The organism is Bacillus massilinigeriensis (genome assembly GCF_900111815.1).
GTDB classification, from domain to species: domain Bacteria; phylum Bacillota; class Bacilli; order Bacillales; family Cytobacillaceae; genus Mesobacillus_C; species Mesobacillus_C mediterraneensis.
The window spans coordinates 2,351,806-2,366,518 of record NZ_LT630004.1; the positions used below are offsets into that span (position 1 = coordinate 2,351,806).

Genomic DNA, 14,713 nt, shown 5'->3' on the forward strand with positions numbered 1-14,713 from the left:
CCGGTTTTTCATTTCTATCACTGTAGTGCAAACTTTTTTTTCGCTTCTAACCTGCGGCGATGCAGGATCGGCTCTGTATAGCCGTTGGGCTGACGTGCACCTTCAAATACAAGCTCACAAGCCGCCTGGAAAGCAATAGAAGCATCAAAGTCTTTTGCCATCGGCCTATAAGCTGGATCACCTGCGTTCTGACGATCCACGACCGCTGCCATCCGTTTCATTGTTTCTTCTACCTGTTCCTTCGTCACAATGCCATGAAGCAGCCAATTTGCCATATGCTGGCTGGATATCCTTAATGTTGCCCTGTCTTCCATCAAGCCAACATCATGGATATCCGGGACTTTTGAACATCCGATCCCCTGCTCTACCCAGCGAACAACATAGCCAAGTATCCCTTGAGCATTGTTGTCCAGTTCCTCCTGAATCTCTTTCTGATTCCATTCTGCCTTTGTAGCCAGAGGAACAGACAATATTTCATCGCGACAATCTTCCTTGCTCCCAGAGAGCCTTTCCTGCACATCCTTAACAGAAACAGAATGATAGTGCAATGCATGGAGTGTAGCAGCAGTAGGGGATGGGACCCAAGCCGTATTAGCTCCGGTATATAAATGGTTGATTTTTTCCTCCATCATTGCCTTCATCCTATCCGGCATTGCCCACATTCCTTTTCCAATTTGGGCGCTTTTGCAAAATCCAGCAGCAAGCCCCGTCAGAACATTGGATTTTTCATATGCAGAAAGCCATTTGGATGATTTCATTTCATTTTTCCGAACCATCGGGCCTGCTTCCATCGAGGTATGAATTTCATCTCCGGTACGGTCAAGGAATCCTGTATTAATAAAGACAATTCTTGATTTTACTTCACGGATGCATGCCTTTAAGTTAAGGGAAGTTCTTCGCTCTTCATCCATTACACCTATTTTTATTGTATGGCGCTCCAAACCAAGCAAGTCTTCGATCCTATCAAACAACAAGTTTGCAAATCTTACTTCTTCCGACCCATGCATCTTTGGTTTTACGATGTAAATAGAGCCTTGAGAAGAGTTTTGAAAGCTTCCAGTACCAAGGATGGTATGTTTCCCAATGAGGCTTGTTACCACTCCGTCCAATATTCCTTCGAACACTTCTTCCTTATTTTCATCAAGGACAGCATTCGTTGTCATCAAATGCCCGACATTCCTACTGAACATCAATGCACGGCCCTTCAAGGTAAAAGGGGTTCCTTCAGGTGAAAGATAATCCCTGTCAGGGTTTAATACCCTTGTCATCTCCTTGCCGCCTTTCCTGAACTGAGCGGAGATATCGCCTTTCATTAATCCGAGCCAGTTGCGGTAAACGAGCACCTTATCTTCAGCATCAACAGCTGCAACAGAATCCTCGCAATCCATGATCGCTGTTAATGCAGATTCGACAAGTATATCCTTTACTCCTGCCAAATCCGTCCTCCCAATTGAATGGAGCCGGTCGATTAAGATTTCGAAATGCAGCCCATTATTTTGCAATAGAATAGCGGTTGGTGCTTCCGGCGTTCCTCTATAGCCTCTCAATTTTCGAGGGTTCTCCAGTCCTGTTTCGCTCCCATCTGCTAAAAGTACAAGCAACTGCCCGCCGGCAATCTTGTATGCTGCAACATCCTGATGGGAAGCTTCTTTTAACGGTACAGCCTTATCAAGGAAATTGCGACCATACCCAATGACTTTCTTTCCTCTTTTCTCGTTATATCCCAGGCCGCGCTCAGCGCCGTCCTCCTCACTGATAGCATCCGTTCCATACAAGGCATCGTAAAGGCTTCCCCATCGAGCATTAGCCGCATTGATTGCATAGCGCGCGTTATTGACTGGGACAACAAGCTGAGGTCCTGCCTGCAATGCGATTTCATCATCTACGTTCACTGTATCAATCTCAAAATCTGGAACTTGCGGTTCCAAATATCCGATATTTTCAAGGAAGTTTTTATAATCCTTGAAATTGTAAGAAGGGTTATCTCGGTGCCAATCATCGATTTCTCTTTGGATGCTTTCCCTTTTTCTAATCAATCCGCGATTCAGAGGAGTTAATTCGCTGACAATTCTGCTGAATCCATCCCAAAAATTTTGCTGTTCCACTCCACTCCCCGGAAGGACCTCACTGTTAATAAAGTCATAAAGCGTTTTGTCTACCTTCAGGCTTCCCGATGTAACATATTCGGACATTCTTTTTCCTCCTGTTTTTTAAAAATGAGGTCTGCGATTCTTCACCTGTTTCCTATTACGCAACAGCGTTTCTATTTTCTATATAAAAAGCATAACACTATTGATTGAAAATTCCAATAAAAACAAAAAATCGCAACACATTGAACCTAGTAAAAATTGTTGTTTCTCACCACTTTGCCACAAAAAAATATGACACTGCAATACTTTTATGGTATAATTTTTTTATCGTCATTTAAGCTTGCGGGTGTGGCGGAATCGGCAGACGCGCTAGATTCAGGTTCTAGTGGTGGCAACACCGTGGAGGTTCAAGTCCTCTCATCCGCATTTCCCAGACAGGATCGGTACCGTGCTTCGGAAACCGTTCCTGTCTTTCAAATTTTCTATATAATCCATGCGGGTGTAGTTTAATGGTAGAATTTCAGCTTCCCAAGCTGACGACGGGGGTTCGATTCCCCTCACCCGCTCGGAACTCATTTGGAGAAGTACCCAAGTGGTTCAAGGGGGCGCACTCGAAATGCGCTAGGGCGGGCAACCGTCGCGTGAGTTCGAATCTCATCTTCTCCTCTAATAAGCAGGCTGCCTGTATCATACGGGCAGCCTGCTTTTATTGCTTATTTTCCGAGGAAAGAATTCAACATCCAAACATGCTTTTCAAGGCTAGAGTGGATGGAAAGCAGCATATCCCCAGTTGTCTCGTCTTTTGCCGCTTCCGCTATATCCATTGCATTCTTTAATTCTCCAATCATGGTAGAAAAATCTTCTACAATCATTTTTACCATCTGGGAAGCATTCTCCTCACCTTTTGCTTCTTTTACTGATGAAATCTCCAGGCAACCTGCCATGGTTGCGACAGGCTTGTCCCCAAGTGAAAGCAGACGTTCAGCAAGCTCATCAATATGAAGCCCTGCTTCGTTATACAGTTCTTCGAATTTAGCATGTAGTGTAAAGAACTCAGAACCCGTTACATACCAATGATAGTTATGCAGTTTAATATACAGCACACTCCAATTGGCAATTTGCTTGTTGACAGCTTGTGTTAACTCATTTTTCATCTTTGTATCCTCCTCTAGAACATTTTTCCAACATCATTATAGTCTATTAATCCCCTCCAATGGCTCACTATCCGAATAGTTCACAGACTGTTCATGTTTACCCGATAATTTGCTTTGAATGTTTTGTTAAAAAACCCATATGTATTTAAAATAAGAAGCAGAAAAAGGGAGCTGGCATAGTGCAGCTCCCTTTTCTCGTTATTTCTCTTCCTTGTCTTCATCCGGATTTGTATAATCAAAGTCCGAACGATCGATTGGTTTGAAGTTATCTGGGGTATAGAACCGTAGAAGGTCACCGTTTACAACCTTGTCGGAAAGCTCTAGCTGCTGCTGAACGAACTCTTTCGTCTGCCTCATTTCTTCCGTTTTTTCTAGCGGTTCACCTGTTTTTGTATCATAATATTTTTCATTTACCGATGTTACTTCAGGGGTTACAAAGTTTCCGTTACGGAATGTTACAATTTCACGGTGCTTAGGAGAAAGCAGGTCTGTTCCGAATTGGACATAATCCTTTGTATCAATACCCAACAAATGCATAAGTGTTGGCAGCAAGTCGATTTGCCCGCCATACTGATGCATCGTACCGCCTTCAACGCCTGGAATATGGATGAATAGCGGGACCTCTTGCAATTCGGCGTTAACTGTTGGTGTAACTTCCTTGCCTAACACTGTTTCCATCGCCTTATTATGGTTTTCAGATATACCATAGTGGTCACCATACATAACAATAATCGAATTATCATAAAGACCAGATTCCTTTAAATAGTTGAAAAATTCCTTTACAGCTTCGTCGGAATAACGTGCTGTCTGGAAATAGGAATCAACTGATTTATCCCCAGTTGTATGCGGTCCAATGGTCGCTTCTTCTTCATCGATTGGATAAGGATAGTGATTGGATAACATAATAAATTTCGTATAGAACGGCTGAGGCAATTCTGAAAGCAACGGAATGGACTCTTTAAAGAAAGGTTTATCCTTCATTCCGTAGTTTTCCACATTCTCACTGCTCATGTCATAGTACGAGGAATCAAAAAACTTATTATAACCAAATGACTTGTAAATTTCATCACGGTTCCAGAATGATTTCGTATTTCCATGAAATACAGCGGATGTGTACCCCTTTTGACCAAGTATTGCAGGAGCAGCCTGATAGGTGTTCAAACCTTTTGTAGTAAAAGCCGACCCCTGTGGAAGACCAAACAACGAATTCTCCAGCATAAACTCAGCATCTGCTGTCTTACCTTGTGCAGTCTGATGGAAGAAATTATCAAAGTACAAGGTGTTTTGGTCTCTTGTTAAAGAATTCAGGAAAGGAGTGACTTCCTCTCCGTTAATTTTGTAATTTATCAAGAAGTTCTGCATGGATTCAAGATGCAAATAAATGACGTTCTTCCCTTTAGCTGCACCAAAATATTTCGGATTAGGCTCTGCATACTGTGACTGGGTGAAATTGATTACTTCTGTTATGTCACTGCTGTCCGCCATAACCCTTTGGGCAGAAGCCTTTGTGCTTTGCACTGCATCGTAAATTGTATAGTTGAACATACCGAGGTACTTGACAATATAATTACGATCGAAAGTCCTTTTCAGAAGCTGCGGGCGATCCTTCTCTGCAAGTCCAAGATTAACTGTTGAGATTGCAAACGCAACAAGAATAACTGCCATCGCCTTTTTTCGATGGAAAGACGATGAATCAATTGTAATCTTGCGACTCAGGAAAAGAGCCACCAACAATACAAAATCAACAAACAGCAGGATATCCATCGGCTTAACAAGCGAAATGACACTGCCGCTCACATCACCAAAATTCTCTGTTTGTGTAACTGTTGGCAAAGTAATAAAATCATTAAAAAATCTGTAATACAGAACATTTGCATATAGGATAAAGCTCAGGATAAAATCGATAATCAATATCCAGTAGTATTTTTTCTTTCCTTTCCTGAATAATGCTAACCCTAAGAACAAGACAGAAGAACCAAGAGGATTCAGGAAAAGGAGAAAGTGCTGCATCACACTTTCGACACCAAGATCAAATTGAGTTAACTGCACAAAGTACGTCTTAATCCACATAAGGACAACGGCTAAAAAGAAAAACCCAGTGTAGCTGTTAATATTGAATTGTTCTTTATTCAAAAAGCTTTTCATTTTTTCACCTGCTTTATTTTTAGAAGATATCATTTTATTCGTTCCATTTATCACCATAAAAAAGGCTCATTACAAAAGATTAATATACTCCTATTTTGATAAATTGTAAAGGATAAAAGGACTAGATGTAAAAATCTGATAAAACCCTAATTGTACTTTTTCCCTGATTCTCAACCTGTTAAACCTCATTTCAGCGACTTTATTAAATTATGGACAAAGCCAGCAATATATTCCGGGAAAAATAAAAACCAGACATCTAACGGTCTGGTCTTATCTTATAATTTGAATCTCCCGGTTATTTTATTCAATACAGCAGCCATATGTGAAAAACTGTGAATGGAGTCGTACATTTCTCCTGCAAGTTCCGCTCTACTCTATTGTGATATGAATAAGTCTACATTTTCCGTCTTTTTATCGAAGCGGAAGCGATTGCATGATAAAGCTTTTGCAGTCCGTCTCCTTGATTCTTCGACTCCATGTTTTTAATATACGCTTCTCTATTGCTGTCCATTTCCCGAAGTGTCTTTATTAGAGATTCTTCTGTCATCTCTTCCTCATTCAGCACTTCACCAAAACCCTGCTTCGCAAACGATTTAGCGTTCAAAATTTGGTCCCCGCGGCTTGCCGATAGTGGAAGCGGGATAAGAATCATCGGAATCCTGAGAGCAAGGAATTCAAAGATCGAGTTGGAACCTGCACGCGAAATGATCAAATCAGCTGCTGCATAGAGATCAGCTAATCCTTCGTCAACATACTCAAACTGCTTATATCCTTTTTCTGCAATTCCAGCATCGGCCTTCCCTTTCCCGCAAAGGTGAACGACGTGATAATTTTCCAAGAGTGCCGGCAAACATCTTCTGACTGTTCCATTGATTTTCTTAGCACCAAGGCTGCCGCCCATTACCAGTATGACTGACTTTGTCGAATCGAAGCCGCATAACCGCAGCCCCTTCTCTCTTTCACCATCATGAATATCTGGCCTAACTACAGGACCGAGAAACAATGCTTTCTCTTTCGGTATATGTTTTCGTGTCTCAGGAAACGTGAAGGCCATTCTTTTCGAAAAAGGGATGGCAAGCTTTGATGCCAACCCGAGATTATAGTCAGATTCATGCGAAATGACAGAAACTCTATTCATCCATGCTGCCATCACAACAGGAACGGATACAAACCCGCCCTTAGAGAACACGATGTCCGGTTTGATTTTCCGTATGAGCCTCTGCGCTTGCAGGACGCCCAAACCAACCTTCAATGGGTCAAGGAAGTTTTTCAAATCAAAGTATCTTCTCAGCTTGCCCGTCGAAATCGAATGATAGGTTACATCTGGAATTTTTTCAATAAGGCTTCTCTCAATGCCCTCTTTTGATCCTATGTAGTGAATCCGCCAGCCTTTCTCCCTCAACAGCGGTATTAAGGCAAGATTCAAGGAAACATGGCCGGTGGAACCTCCTCCAGTCAACACAATTTTTCTCATGCGCTTCCTCCATCAGACTAAAAAATTACTGCATTCAGCAGCACTCACTAAGTATATCTATATTCCCGGCAAAGGCGCTTTTTGCAAGCTTCACTCTTTGTAATAAGGATTAAGGTGGATCAATACTTCAGCAATATTATCATATTTAGCCATCAATGCCTTCTTCATTTCCCTCGAAAGATCATGCCCTTCCTTGATTGTCTTGAAATGATCAACAGACACCCTTATGTCGACAAGGATATAATGTCCATGTTCCCTGGCTCTGACTCTGTCGATCCTGCGTATTTCTTCAAATTCAGAAATGACTGTGATATATTCCTGCATCAGCTTAGGCTCGATATTTCTCTCGATTAGGATATGGAAGGCTTCTGTCAGCATTTCCTTAGCAATCCTGAAAATCAAGTACGCTACGAAAATGCTGGCAACTTTGTCACCATACAGAAGGAAAGGCAAAGAGAATTTCTCTCCAGCAACAGAAAGAAGTACACCAGCCGCCGCCGCAACTGATGATACAATATCTGCTTTATGGTCGTATGCAATCGCCTCAATTGCCTTACTATTATGCGATTTTGCCACTTTTAGGGAATATCTGTATAAAAGAACTTTCGATACATAGGATACGAGGGCAATGACCATTGCTAAAATGCTTGGCGCCTCGATCGGATGAAAGAATCCGGAAACACCTTCGTACACAACATAGAAGGAAACGAGGAGCAGGACCATCCCTACTACTCCGGATACAATAATTTCCGCTTTCCCATGGCCGTATGGATGATCCTCATCTGCTGGTTTGTTTGCCAGTTTGATGACCAGCAGTACAATGATGGATGCAAACACATCTGCAGCCGAATGGATACCATCTGCAAAAACCGCATCACTCTTTCCGTACCAGCCCACAACAATTTTTCCAACAGTCAATAAAACATTGCTCCAAACACTAATCCAGGCAACTTTTTTTGCAATAGATTCACGCGCTTCCATCTTTCCCTCCCGTAATAGGCTATTTAAACTGATTTTCTTCTATCTTCCCCTTGATTCATCCCTTCCATAAGCAGTTAAATTTCATGCGCTGGCAATAGAAGAACACTTCCGCCTATTTTTCATAATATAGCGTAGAAATGGGCTCCACATTTTTAATCGCAATGCCCAGTAAAAATAAAGGAGAGATCGTTTTGAGAAGGCTTGTATTACTGGCACTAATCGGCTTGGCTGCACAGCTTGTAGACGGGTCGCTTGGAATGGCTTATGGAGTGACTTCCTCTTCTCTGTTGCTGCTGTTCGGGATTGCCCCTGCCGTTGCCTCAGCTTCCGTCCATATGGCCGAAGTCGTAACAACGGCAGCTTCTGGTTTTTCCCATTTGCGTTTCGGGAATGTTGACAAACATGTCGTCAAAAAACTGATTATTCCCGGGTCGATTGGCGCATTCCTAGGAGCAGTTTTCCTTGGCAGCATCCCAGGCGACATTGTCAAACCATATGTCTCTTTTTTTCTCTTATGCCTCGGTTTTTATGTCATTTATCGTTTCCTGTTTAGCGATTTTGCGGGAAGCAATAATGGGAAGCCTGTCAAGATGACATCAAAGTTTTTCATTCCTCTCGGGTTCATCGCAGGCTTTTTTGATTCGACTGGCGGGGGCGGATGGGGCCCGATAGCAACACCTGTCCTAATGTCAAAAAAGATGGAAGCCCGAAAAGTAATCGGTACTGTTGATACAAGTGAATTCGCCATCGCACTATCTGCGACTGCCGGATTTCTCCTGACTCTCGGGTGGAGCCAATTAAATTGGCAGTGGGTAATCGCGCTTATGATCGGCGGGCTTATCGCAGCCCCTATTGCTGCCTGGCTTGTTAAAATCATCCCTTCCCATTTCCTTGGCATCCTAGTTGGCGGCATGATTATTATGACCAACACAAAGACGCTAATGGCAGCTATTCACGTTCCTTCTGCCGGAAGCTCAGCAATCTATACGATTCTTGGAAGCTTATGGCTTGCTGGAATCATTTATGTATGGAAGAAATCAAGACCTAATCATACAGGATCTGCAGGCTGAATAGGAAAAGCTGTTGACACCAACAGCTTTTCTTTCTATCCTCCAGCTGGCTCAATGATAAGTTTCTTGCCGTAACCACCAAGCTGCTTTTTCTTCATTTGTCTTGTGAACTCTATTTCCGGTTCCGTAATTCCTCTCTGTTCTGCGATTGCATAGATAATTTCCAAGAGGTCCGCGATGTCACCGGCTAACTTGTCATGCCTGCTTTCAACAAAGCATTCCATTTCCTCCACGAGGGCTTCCTGCAGCTTAATAGAATATTCTTTGTCATTCAATACTCCTGTACTAAAGGATTTCCCCTGTTCCTTCAACAGGTCGGGTATGCCATCCCGGACAAGCTTGTTGTACTTTATTTTCTCCATCGAATCCCCCCTATTATTCCATAGCATGTTTTTTCCTCACCCTATCATTTTCAAACCAATCATCTGAATTTAAAGAGGGTCTGCCAATATTAGGCAAACCCCTTTTTCTCCCTATTGTGCAAATCAGCTAATAAAGCATTTCGAGATCATGGTAGTACTTGAATTCAAGCAAATTATTAGCAGGGTCAATTAAGAAGAAAGTAAGATGTTCCTCTCTTTTTCCCGGAAAACGAACCATTGGCTCCTGGAAAAAGGGAAAGCTTTGATTCACTGCTTTTTCGAGCAGTCTATCAAACTCTTCTCTATCAAGGAAGGTTATACCAAAGTGACGAGGATACATTTTTGGAGTTTTGTCTATTCCTTCCGGGTTTAAATGACATACAAGCTGATCTCCAAAAAAGTCGAACGTTACTCTGTCTTCATATCTCCTGGCAAGCCTGCAACCTAGTTTTTGATAATAATCTGCCGTCTCATCAAGATCTTTACATGGAACAGCAAGATGAAAGACTTTATTGCTTTCTCTCATATTCCTTCACTCCTTTAAACAGGTGGAAAGTATCCGAGCGGAGGCCCAGCCTCAAAGTTTCTAATGGAATTACATCATGAAAGGAGATATTGGCAAGGTTTACATTGCTTCCTACTTCGCGAATCAGTTCTGTCTGAATCCTTTTTTCAGGAGCTTCAAAGATAATGCTTCCTAAATCCAGTTCTGATGACACGATTGCAGAAACAATATCGCTGCGGATGGCCCCATTGCTTTTACACATTCCGCTCGTACCGCTTTCTCTTGTTTCGGTAATAACCTTTTTGGCACCTGCCTCCATATCCTCTTGAATCCATTCGAGCCATTCTAATGGATTCTGTCTATCAGATACCTCGGCAACTTTGCTTCCTACTTCACTAAAAACGATAAACTCCTTTGAAAAATCCTTAATGTAGCCGGCCTTCTCCCTATTGCTCATATCAAGCGTCCCATTTGAAATCTCTATATATTTACATCCGTTAGCAAGGCAATACTCATAGAAGCTTTCTATTTTCTGTTGACTTACAAATTTCTCAAACAACGTCCCGCCAAAAAAAAACTCGATCCCATGGTATCTTAGGCAGGCAATTTTCTCAGAAATTTGCTCTGTTACTAGGGAAGTTCCCCAGCCAAATTTCACGTAATCGATAAACTTTCCTGAAGATGTGACCGTATCCCGGAAAAAGTTAAGCGGGACGCCATTATCAATCAGAACTGTCATTCCTTTAGATCGCGGCTTTGACTCTCTCTCTGGGAGCAATAAAGAATTCTTTTTCATACTTCCACCCTCTCGATCCTTGGCAAAACTCCACCAGTATTCACTTTCATTACAAATCCTTTATTTATCTCCTCCGTGCATAAGCAAATATCTTCCTGCTGGAACTCAGGCTTTTTAGGATCAAAGAATTTTTGTGCAGGTACGGAATTTTTTATTCTTTTGGAAACAGAGCAAGCATCTGCACCCCGATCACCAAGTATAAGTCCAGCAATATACTCGGCGCATGCGAGATCCTCATCGCCAGTAGGGTGTGAAGCTACCAAATTAATCTGGCAATCGGTATTTCTCGCTATACAATAAGAGCGAATATAATCTGCTGTCACTTTCGCATTGGAGAATCCTGTTACAAGGACTATCTCTGCATCAAGAGCGTTCAATGCAGCTTTGACGCCGTTCGTTGTTTTTTGCACAATTGTTTTTCCGTCAAGCATTTTTCCCTGCAAGTTCCATGGAGAGTTATCCAGGTCAAATCCCGCAATTGGCAATCCCTCTACTTCACCGGCTAGAAGGAAATCCCGATTCTTTTGCTTCAGTTCAAGGGAAGCTTCCACTGTGGGCGAAAGGATGATTTCTTTTGCACCTAATAAAAAAGCATGATGTGCAACGGTAAAAGCGCGTATGACGTCAATTACCACATTCACCTCCGCTGTCCTTGGCGTCACGCTGTTCCCTTGGATAATCGAAACATTCAATCTGGTTCCCCCTTCACATTAAAAATGATGTCAAAAAAGTATATTCGCCCACCTTCAGATTGTTACTCTTGCCGTAGAATCACCGGAAAGGAACTGCCTGAATACAATGATCTAGGTATTTACCCAGCTGGCCAAGTCAAACGAAAGATTGGGAGGAAATGCAATGAAGGATATTTTAACCTATCATTCTTGGGATGAAAGAAAAGTAAATGAGATTAATACTAAGCTGCATGACTCAATGGATGTGCTTAATTGGACATTCAAGGAATATGGAGATGAAGTCGTATACGCATGCAGTTTCGGAGCAGAAGGAATGGTTATGCTTGACTTGATTTACAGAGTGAAGCGCGATGCAAAAGTACGCTTTCTTGATACAGAACTACACTTTTCCGAAACCTATCGTCTCATTGAAAGAGCCAAGAAAAAGTATCCTGAAATGGATATTGAATGCATCAAGCCTTCATTGAGCCTTCAAGTTCAGGAAGAGATTTACGGAGAGAGGCTATGGGAAAGAAGTCCGGATAAGTGCTGCCACTTGAGAAAGGTAGTACCGCTGGCCGAACAGCTTGAGGGAAGAGCAGCATGGATCTCGGGTCTAAGGACAGGGCAGTCTCCTGAACGGGATAAACTTCAGTTTATTAACAAAGATGAAAAATTCCAATCTATCAAAATATGTCCCTTAATCCATTGGTCATGGGAAGACATCTGGTCCTACATCAAACTTCATCAGCTCCCCTATAATGAACTGCACGACAAGAACTACCCAAGTATCGGCTGCAAGGTGTGCACCCTTCCCGCCTCCAATCCAGAAGACCTTCGTTCAGGAAGATGGGCGAATACAAACAAGAAAGAGTGCGGCTTACACAAAGTGTTCAGTGATGCAGAAAAAGGAGGAGTTACCATTGATTAAACCTCATGGCGGAAAGCTTATTTGCTGTTTAGGTGAAGAAAGTGCAGAATCTTCCTCCTTAAGGATAGAAATGGACAATATGGCCATGGCAGACCTAGAGTTGATTGCAATCGGCGGTTACAGTCCATTAGAAGGTTTCATGGGGCAGAACGACTACAAATCCGTCATTGAAAACATGCGGCTGTCTTCAGGGTTGCCGTGGAGTATTCCTGTGACGCTGGCGATAAGTGAACAGGAGGCCGCCCAGCTTTCTTATGGAGATAATGTGGATCTTATAAGAGATGGCGAACGTTACGGTACAATGACTGTTACAGATATGTTCACTCCTGATAAAAAAACCGAAGCAGAAAAAGTGTTTCGGACAACAGATATTGACCACCCAGGAGTCCAAAAGCTGTACAGCCGCCCAAACATTTATATCGGTGGCCCTGTTGCAGTATTCAAGAGGGTAAAAAGAGATCAATTCAGCCAGTATTTCCTTACACCTGCCGAAACAAGGGAACAATTTGCGAGGAGAGGCTGGAAAACGATTGTCGGTTTCCAAACAAGGAACCCAGTACACCGGGCACATGAGTATATCCAGAAAACCGCTTTGGAATCAGTGGACGGTCTTCTTCTTCATCCGCTTGTTGGGGAAACAAAAGCCGATGATATCCCCGCTGATATCCGTATGGAAAGCTATCGTGTCCTTCTGGAAAACTACTATCCCAAAGAGCGGACAATGCTTGCCGTTTTTCCGGCAGCGATGCGTTATGCTGGCCCGAGGGAAGCTGTCTTCCACGCTATTGTACGTAAGAATTTTGGATGTACCCACTTTATTGTTGGCCGAGATCATGCCGGGGTAGGAAGTTATTATGGAACGTATGACGCACACAGGATTTTTTCCTTCTTCACAGAGGAGGAAATTGGCATTGAAACGATGTTTTTTGAAAACAGCTTTTATTGCAATAAATGCGGGAATATGGGTTCAACAAAAACATGCCCGCACAAGGAGGAGGATCGGCTAATCCTTTCCGGGACGAAAGTGCGGGCAATGCTGAGGAATGGCCAGCTTCCTCCTAAGGAATTTAGCCGACCTGAAGTTGTCCAAGTGCTGATTACTGGAATGCGCGAAAAAGTGCAACAGCTAAAAGCGCTAGAATAGAAGTTTGAAACTTGTTAACACAAGTCCAATGAAAAAGCCGCAAACTGCTCCATTTACCCGAATCCATTGAAGGTCCTTGCCAATATTATTCTCCATCATATCAATCAATGTTTCTGTGTCATAATGATCAAGATTTTCTTTTACAAGGCGGCCAATCTTGGAGTGATTCTTTTCAATGGCGGCAGCGATCTGTTTATGTGCCCACGCTTCCATCATCGTCATTCGATCTTCGTTTTCTTTTAGATTGGCGATAAATCGCTTGAGCACCGGCATCACATACTGAACAATAAAAGTCTCTTCCTCGGCAGCCGTAAGCAATCGGGACTTCGCTTGCTCCAGTAGATTCTTGATTTCATGGGAAACTTCCAAGTCTTGTACAGCTTTGTTTTTCCACTGTTCTATTTCCAACATCAGGTTTTCACGGGCAGGAAAGCCGCTTATCTCCTCCCTGATTCGCTCCTGGATCATCAGGCGATAGCGGTTATCCTGTCTGCTGACATTTTTGATTCGTTTCTGAATGAAGGTTTGGAGCATTTGTCCGATTTTTTCCTCGTTTATTAGGTGGCCGAATGAAGTCAGTGCAAACTTAAGCATACCATCGGCTTCTGTCGTTTCAATAAGCTGTTTTCCCATCTTTCCAAGGGCGTGTTTCGACTCTTCTTTCGCGGCCCATTTCCCGATTTCCGAAAGAAAGTAATCAAACGCCTTTTCATCGTATTGTCTTTGCACGATAGACTGGGATGCCTTCGTAATGAGGCCCTTCGAGTCAGCAGAAATCAGCTTTTCCTTCAGTTCCTTCTCAAGAATCGGCACAAGCTTGTCTATATCGATGGTCTTGACTGCTTCCCGGATGATGGTCCTAAGTGCATCCTGAAACGTTTCCTTCTCCATTTCATTTTCTGCAATTGAAAGAATTCGTTCCATAAATTTCATTTGCTTCATCTTACCAAGGATGCTTTCTTTTGTAAGCCATTCTTCTTCAAGCATCCTTGTCAATGCTTTTGTCAATCTATCTCTGTTGTGAGGAAGAAGCGCAGTATGCGGGATGGGAATCCCAAGTGGATGCCGGAATAAAGCTGTCACAGCAAACCAATCCGCCAGACCGCCAACAAGACCTGCTTCAAAGCCGCCTTGCAAGAGCCTTCCCCAAATAGAATCATGAAAAGGTATTGTCGAGAGGAAACCTGCTCCCATAAGTGCCAATGATATCCCTGCTAAATATCTAGATTTTTGTCCGTTTCTATCCATTTATGCTCCCTCGATTTACATTTTGTTTGTTGGCGAGTTCGCTTTTACTTTCCACGACAATGGAACATAGCCTTCTATATTATATGAAAACAACTTTTCTTCTGTAAAGGAAACCATGTAGATTAAAAATGAGGAAATTTTT

General features: G+C 42.6%; 13 protein-coding genes and 3 tRNA genes. 6 read left to right on the plus strand and 10 right to left on the minus strand.

The window, feature by feature from the left end:
* Positions 1 to 17: 17 nt before the first annotated feature.
* Positions 18 to 2,192 carry a malate synthase G gene (locus BQ5796_RS12315; protein ID WP_071460495.1) on the minus strand — a complete coding sequence of 725 codons (2,175 nt, stop codon included), beginning with the start codon at positions 2,190 to 2,192 and terminating at the stop codon, positions 18 to 20.
* Between the two features lie 240 nt (positions 2,193 to 2,432).
* Here BQ5796_RS12315 and BQ5796_RS12320 point away from each other — a divergent pair.
* The 3 genes from BQ5796_RS12320 (at position 2,433) to BQ5796_RS12330 (ending at position 2,756) form a co-directional block, all read left to right on the plus strand.
* A tRNA-Leu gene (locus BQ5796_RS12320) sits at positions 2,433 to 2,516 on the plus strand.
* Positions 2,517 to 2,585: 69 nt separating this feature from the next.
* Positions 2,586 to 2,656, plus strand: a tRNA-Gly gene (locus BQ5796_RS12325).
* Positions 2,657 to 2,668: 12 nt separating this feature from the next.
* A tRNA-Ser gene (locus BQ5796_RS12330) sits at positions 2,669 to 2,756 on the plus strand.
* 47 nt (positions 2,757 to 2,803) lie between these two features.
* Here BQ5796_RS12330 and BQ5796_RS12335 read toward each other — a convergent pair.
* The 4 genes from BQ5796_RS12335 to BQ5796_RS12350 form a co-directional block, all read right to left on the minus strand.
* On the minus strand, positions 2,804 to 3,244 hold the full coding sequence (locus tag BQ5796_RS12335; protein ID WP_071460496.1) for a Dps family protein: 441 nt from the start codon (positions 3,242 to 3,244) through the stop codon (positions 2,804 to 2,806).
* Positions 3,245 to 3,442: 198 nt separating this feature from the next.
* Positions 3,443 to 5,389 carry a lipoteichoic acid synthase gene (ltaS, locus tag BQ5796_RS12340; RefSeq protein WP_071461289.1) on the minus strand — a complete coding sequence of 649 codons (1,947 nt, stop codon included), beginning with the start codon at positions 5,387 to 5,389 and terminating at the stop codon, positions 3,443 to 3,445.
* Between the two features lie 394 nt (positions 5,390 to 5,783).
* Positions 5,784 to 6,863 (minus strand): undecaprenyldiphospho-muramoylpentapeptide beta-N-acetylglucosaminyltransferase, encoded by a 1,080-nt coding sequence (locus BQ5796_RS12345; protein WP_071460497.1) that lies wholly within the window; start codon positions 6,861 to 6,863, stop codon positions 5,784 to 5,786.
* Between the two features lie 90 nt (positions 6,864 to 6,953).
* Positions 6,954 to 7,844, minus strand: coding sequence for a cation diffusion facilitator family transporter (locus BQ5796_RS12350; protein ID WP_071460498.1), 891 nt, complete (start codon positions 7,842 to 7,844; stop codon positions 6,954 to 6,956).
* A 191-nt stretch (positions 7,845 to 8,035) separates the two neighbouring features.
* On the opposite strand from BQ5796_RS12350, the gene BQ5796_RS12355 reads away from it, so the two are divergent.
* The gene (locus BQ5796_RS12355; RefSeq protein ID WP_071460499.1) at positions 8,036 to 8,914 is read left to right on the plus strand and encodes a sulfite exporter TauE/SafE family protein; all 879 of its coding nucleotides are present in this window, start codon (positions 8,036 to 8,038) and stop codon (positions 8,912 to 8,914) included.
* A gap of 35 nt (positions 8,915 to 8,949) precedes the next feature.
* Here BQ5796_RS12355 and BQ5796_RS12360 read toward each other — a convergent pair whose 3' ends face one another.
* The 4 genes from BQ5796_RS12360 to BQ5796_RS12375 all read right to left on the minus strand — a co-directional run bounded on the left by BQ5796_RS12360 (position 8,950) and on the right by BQ5796_RS12375 (position 11,269).
* Positions 8,950 to 9,276, minus strand: a complete 327-nt coding sequence (locus BQ5796_RS12360) for a nucleoside triphosphate pyrophosphohydrolase (protein ID WP_071460500.1) — start codon at positions 9,274 to 9,276, stop codon at positions 8,950 to 8,952.
* A 127-nt stretch (positions 9,277 to 9,403) separates the two neighbouring features.
* The gene (locus BQ5796_RS12365) at positions 9,404 to 9,802 is read right to left on the minus strand and encodes a VOC family protein (RefSeq protein ID WP_071460501.1); all 399 of its coding nucleotides are present in this window, start codon (positions 9,800 to 9,802) and stop codon (positions 9,404 to 9,406) included.
* Entirely contained in the window at positions 9,786 to 10,577 is a 792-nt protein-coding gene (locus tag BQ5796_RS12370; RefSeq protein WP_071460502.1) for a phosphosulfolactate synthase, read from the minus strand. The genes BQ5796_RS12365 and BQ5796_RS12370 overlap by 17 nt, the downstream gene beginning before the upstream one ends.
* Positions 10,574 to 11,269 (minus strand): 2-phosphosulfolactate phosphatase, encoded by a 696-nt coding sequence (locus tag BQ5796_RS12375; protein ID WP_071460503.1) that lies wholly within the window; start codon positions 11,267 to 11,269, stop codon positions 10,574 to 10,576. The genes BQ5796_RS12370 and BQ5796_RS12375 overlap by 4 nt, the downstream gene beginning before the upstream one ends.
* 163 nt (positions 11,270 to 11,432) lie before the next feature.
* Here BQ5796_RS12375 and BQ5796_RS12380 point away from each other — a divergent pair, with 163 nt between their 5' ends.
* Together BQ5796_RS12380 and sat are read left to right on the plus strand one after the other, a co-directional pair.
* Positions 11,433 to 12,179 (plus strand): phosphoadenylyl-sulfate reductase, encoded by a 747-nt coding sequence (locus BQ5796_RS12380; protein WP_097677997.1) that lies wholly within the window; start codon positions 11,433 to 11,435, stop codon positions 12,177 to 12,179.
* Positions 12,148 to 13,323 (plus strand): sulfate adenylyltransferase, encoded by a 1,176-nt coding sequence (gene sat, locus BQ5796_RS12385; RefSeq protein WP_071460504.1) that lies wholly within the window; start codon positions 12,148 to 12,150, stop codon positions 13,321 to 13,323. Before BQ5796_RS12380 ends, sat begins: the two co-directional genes overlap by 32 nt.
* Here the strand turns inward: sat and BQ5796_RS12390 are convergent.
* Positions 13,315 to 14,571: a DUF445 domain-containing protein gene (locus tag BQ5796_RS12390; RefSeq protein ID WP_071460505.1), complete on the minus strand. Its 1,257-nt coding sequence runs from the start codon at positions 14,569 to 14,571 to the stop codon at positions 13,315 to 13,317. The genes sat and BQ5796_RS12390 overlap by 9 nt on opposite strands.
* Positions 14,572 to 14,713 lie beyond the last annotated feature (142 nt).

Excerpts from the sequence above, each read along its gene's own strand:
- BQ5796_RS12315 (WP_071460495.1), bottom strand. The coding sequence starts at position 2,192 with ATGTCCGAATATGTTACATCGGGAAGCCTGAAGGTAGACAAAACGCTT.
- BQ5796_RS12335 (WP_071460496.1), bottom strand. The coding sequence starts at position 3,244 with ATGAAAAATGAGTTAACACAAGCTGTCAACAAGCAAATTGCCAATTGG.
- ltaS (WP_071461289.1), bottom strand. The coding sequence starts at position 5,389 with ATGAAAAGCTTTTTGAATAAAGAACAATTCAATATTAACAGCTACACT.
- BQ5796_RS12345 (WP_071460497.1), bottom strand. The coding sequence starts at position 6,863 with ATGAGAAAAATTGTGTTGACTGGAGGAGGTTCCACCGGCCATGTTTCC.
- BQ5796_RS12350 (WP_071460498.1), bottom strand. The coding sequence starts at position 7,844 with ATGGAAGCGCGTGAATCTATTGCAAAAAAAGTTGCCTGGATTAGTGTT.
- BQ5796_RS12360 (WP_071460500.1), bottom strand. The coding sequence starts at position 9,276 with ATGGAGAAAATAAAGTACAACAAGCTTGTCCGGGATGGCATACCCGAC.
- BQ5796_RS12365 (WP_071460501.1), bottom strand. The coding sequence starts at position 9,802 with ATGAGAGAAAGCAATAAAGTCTTTCATCTTGCTGTTCCATGTAAAGAT.
- BQ5796_RS12370 (WP_071460502.1), bottom strand. The coding sequence starts at position 10,577 with ATGAAAAAGAATTCTTTATTGCTCCCAGAGAGAGAGTCAAAGCCGCGA.
- BQ5796_RS12380 (WP_097677997.1), top strand. The coding sequence starts at position 11,433 with ATGAAGGATATTTTAACCTATCATTCTTGGGATGAAAGAAAAGTAAAT.
- sat (WP_071460504.1), top strand. The coding sequence starts at position 12,148 with ATGCAGAAAAAGGAGGAGTTACCATTGATTAAACCTCATGGCGGAAAG.
- BQ5796_RS12390 (WP_071460505.1), bottom strand. The coding sequence starts at position 14,571 with ATGGATAGAAACGGACAAAAATCTAGATATTTAGCAGGGATATCATTG.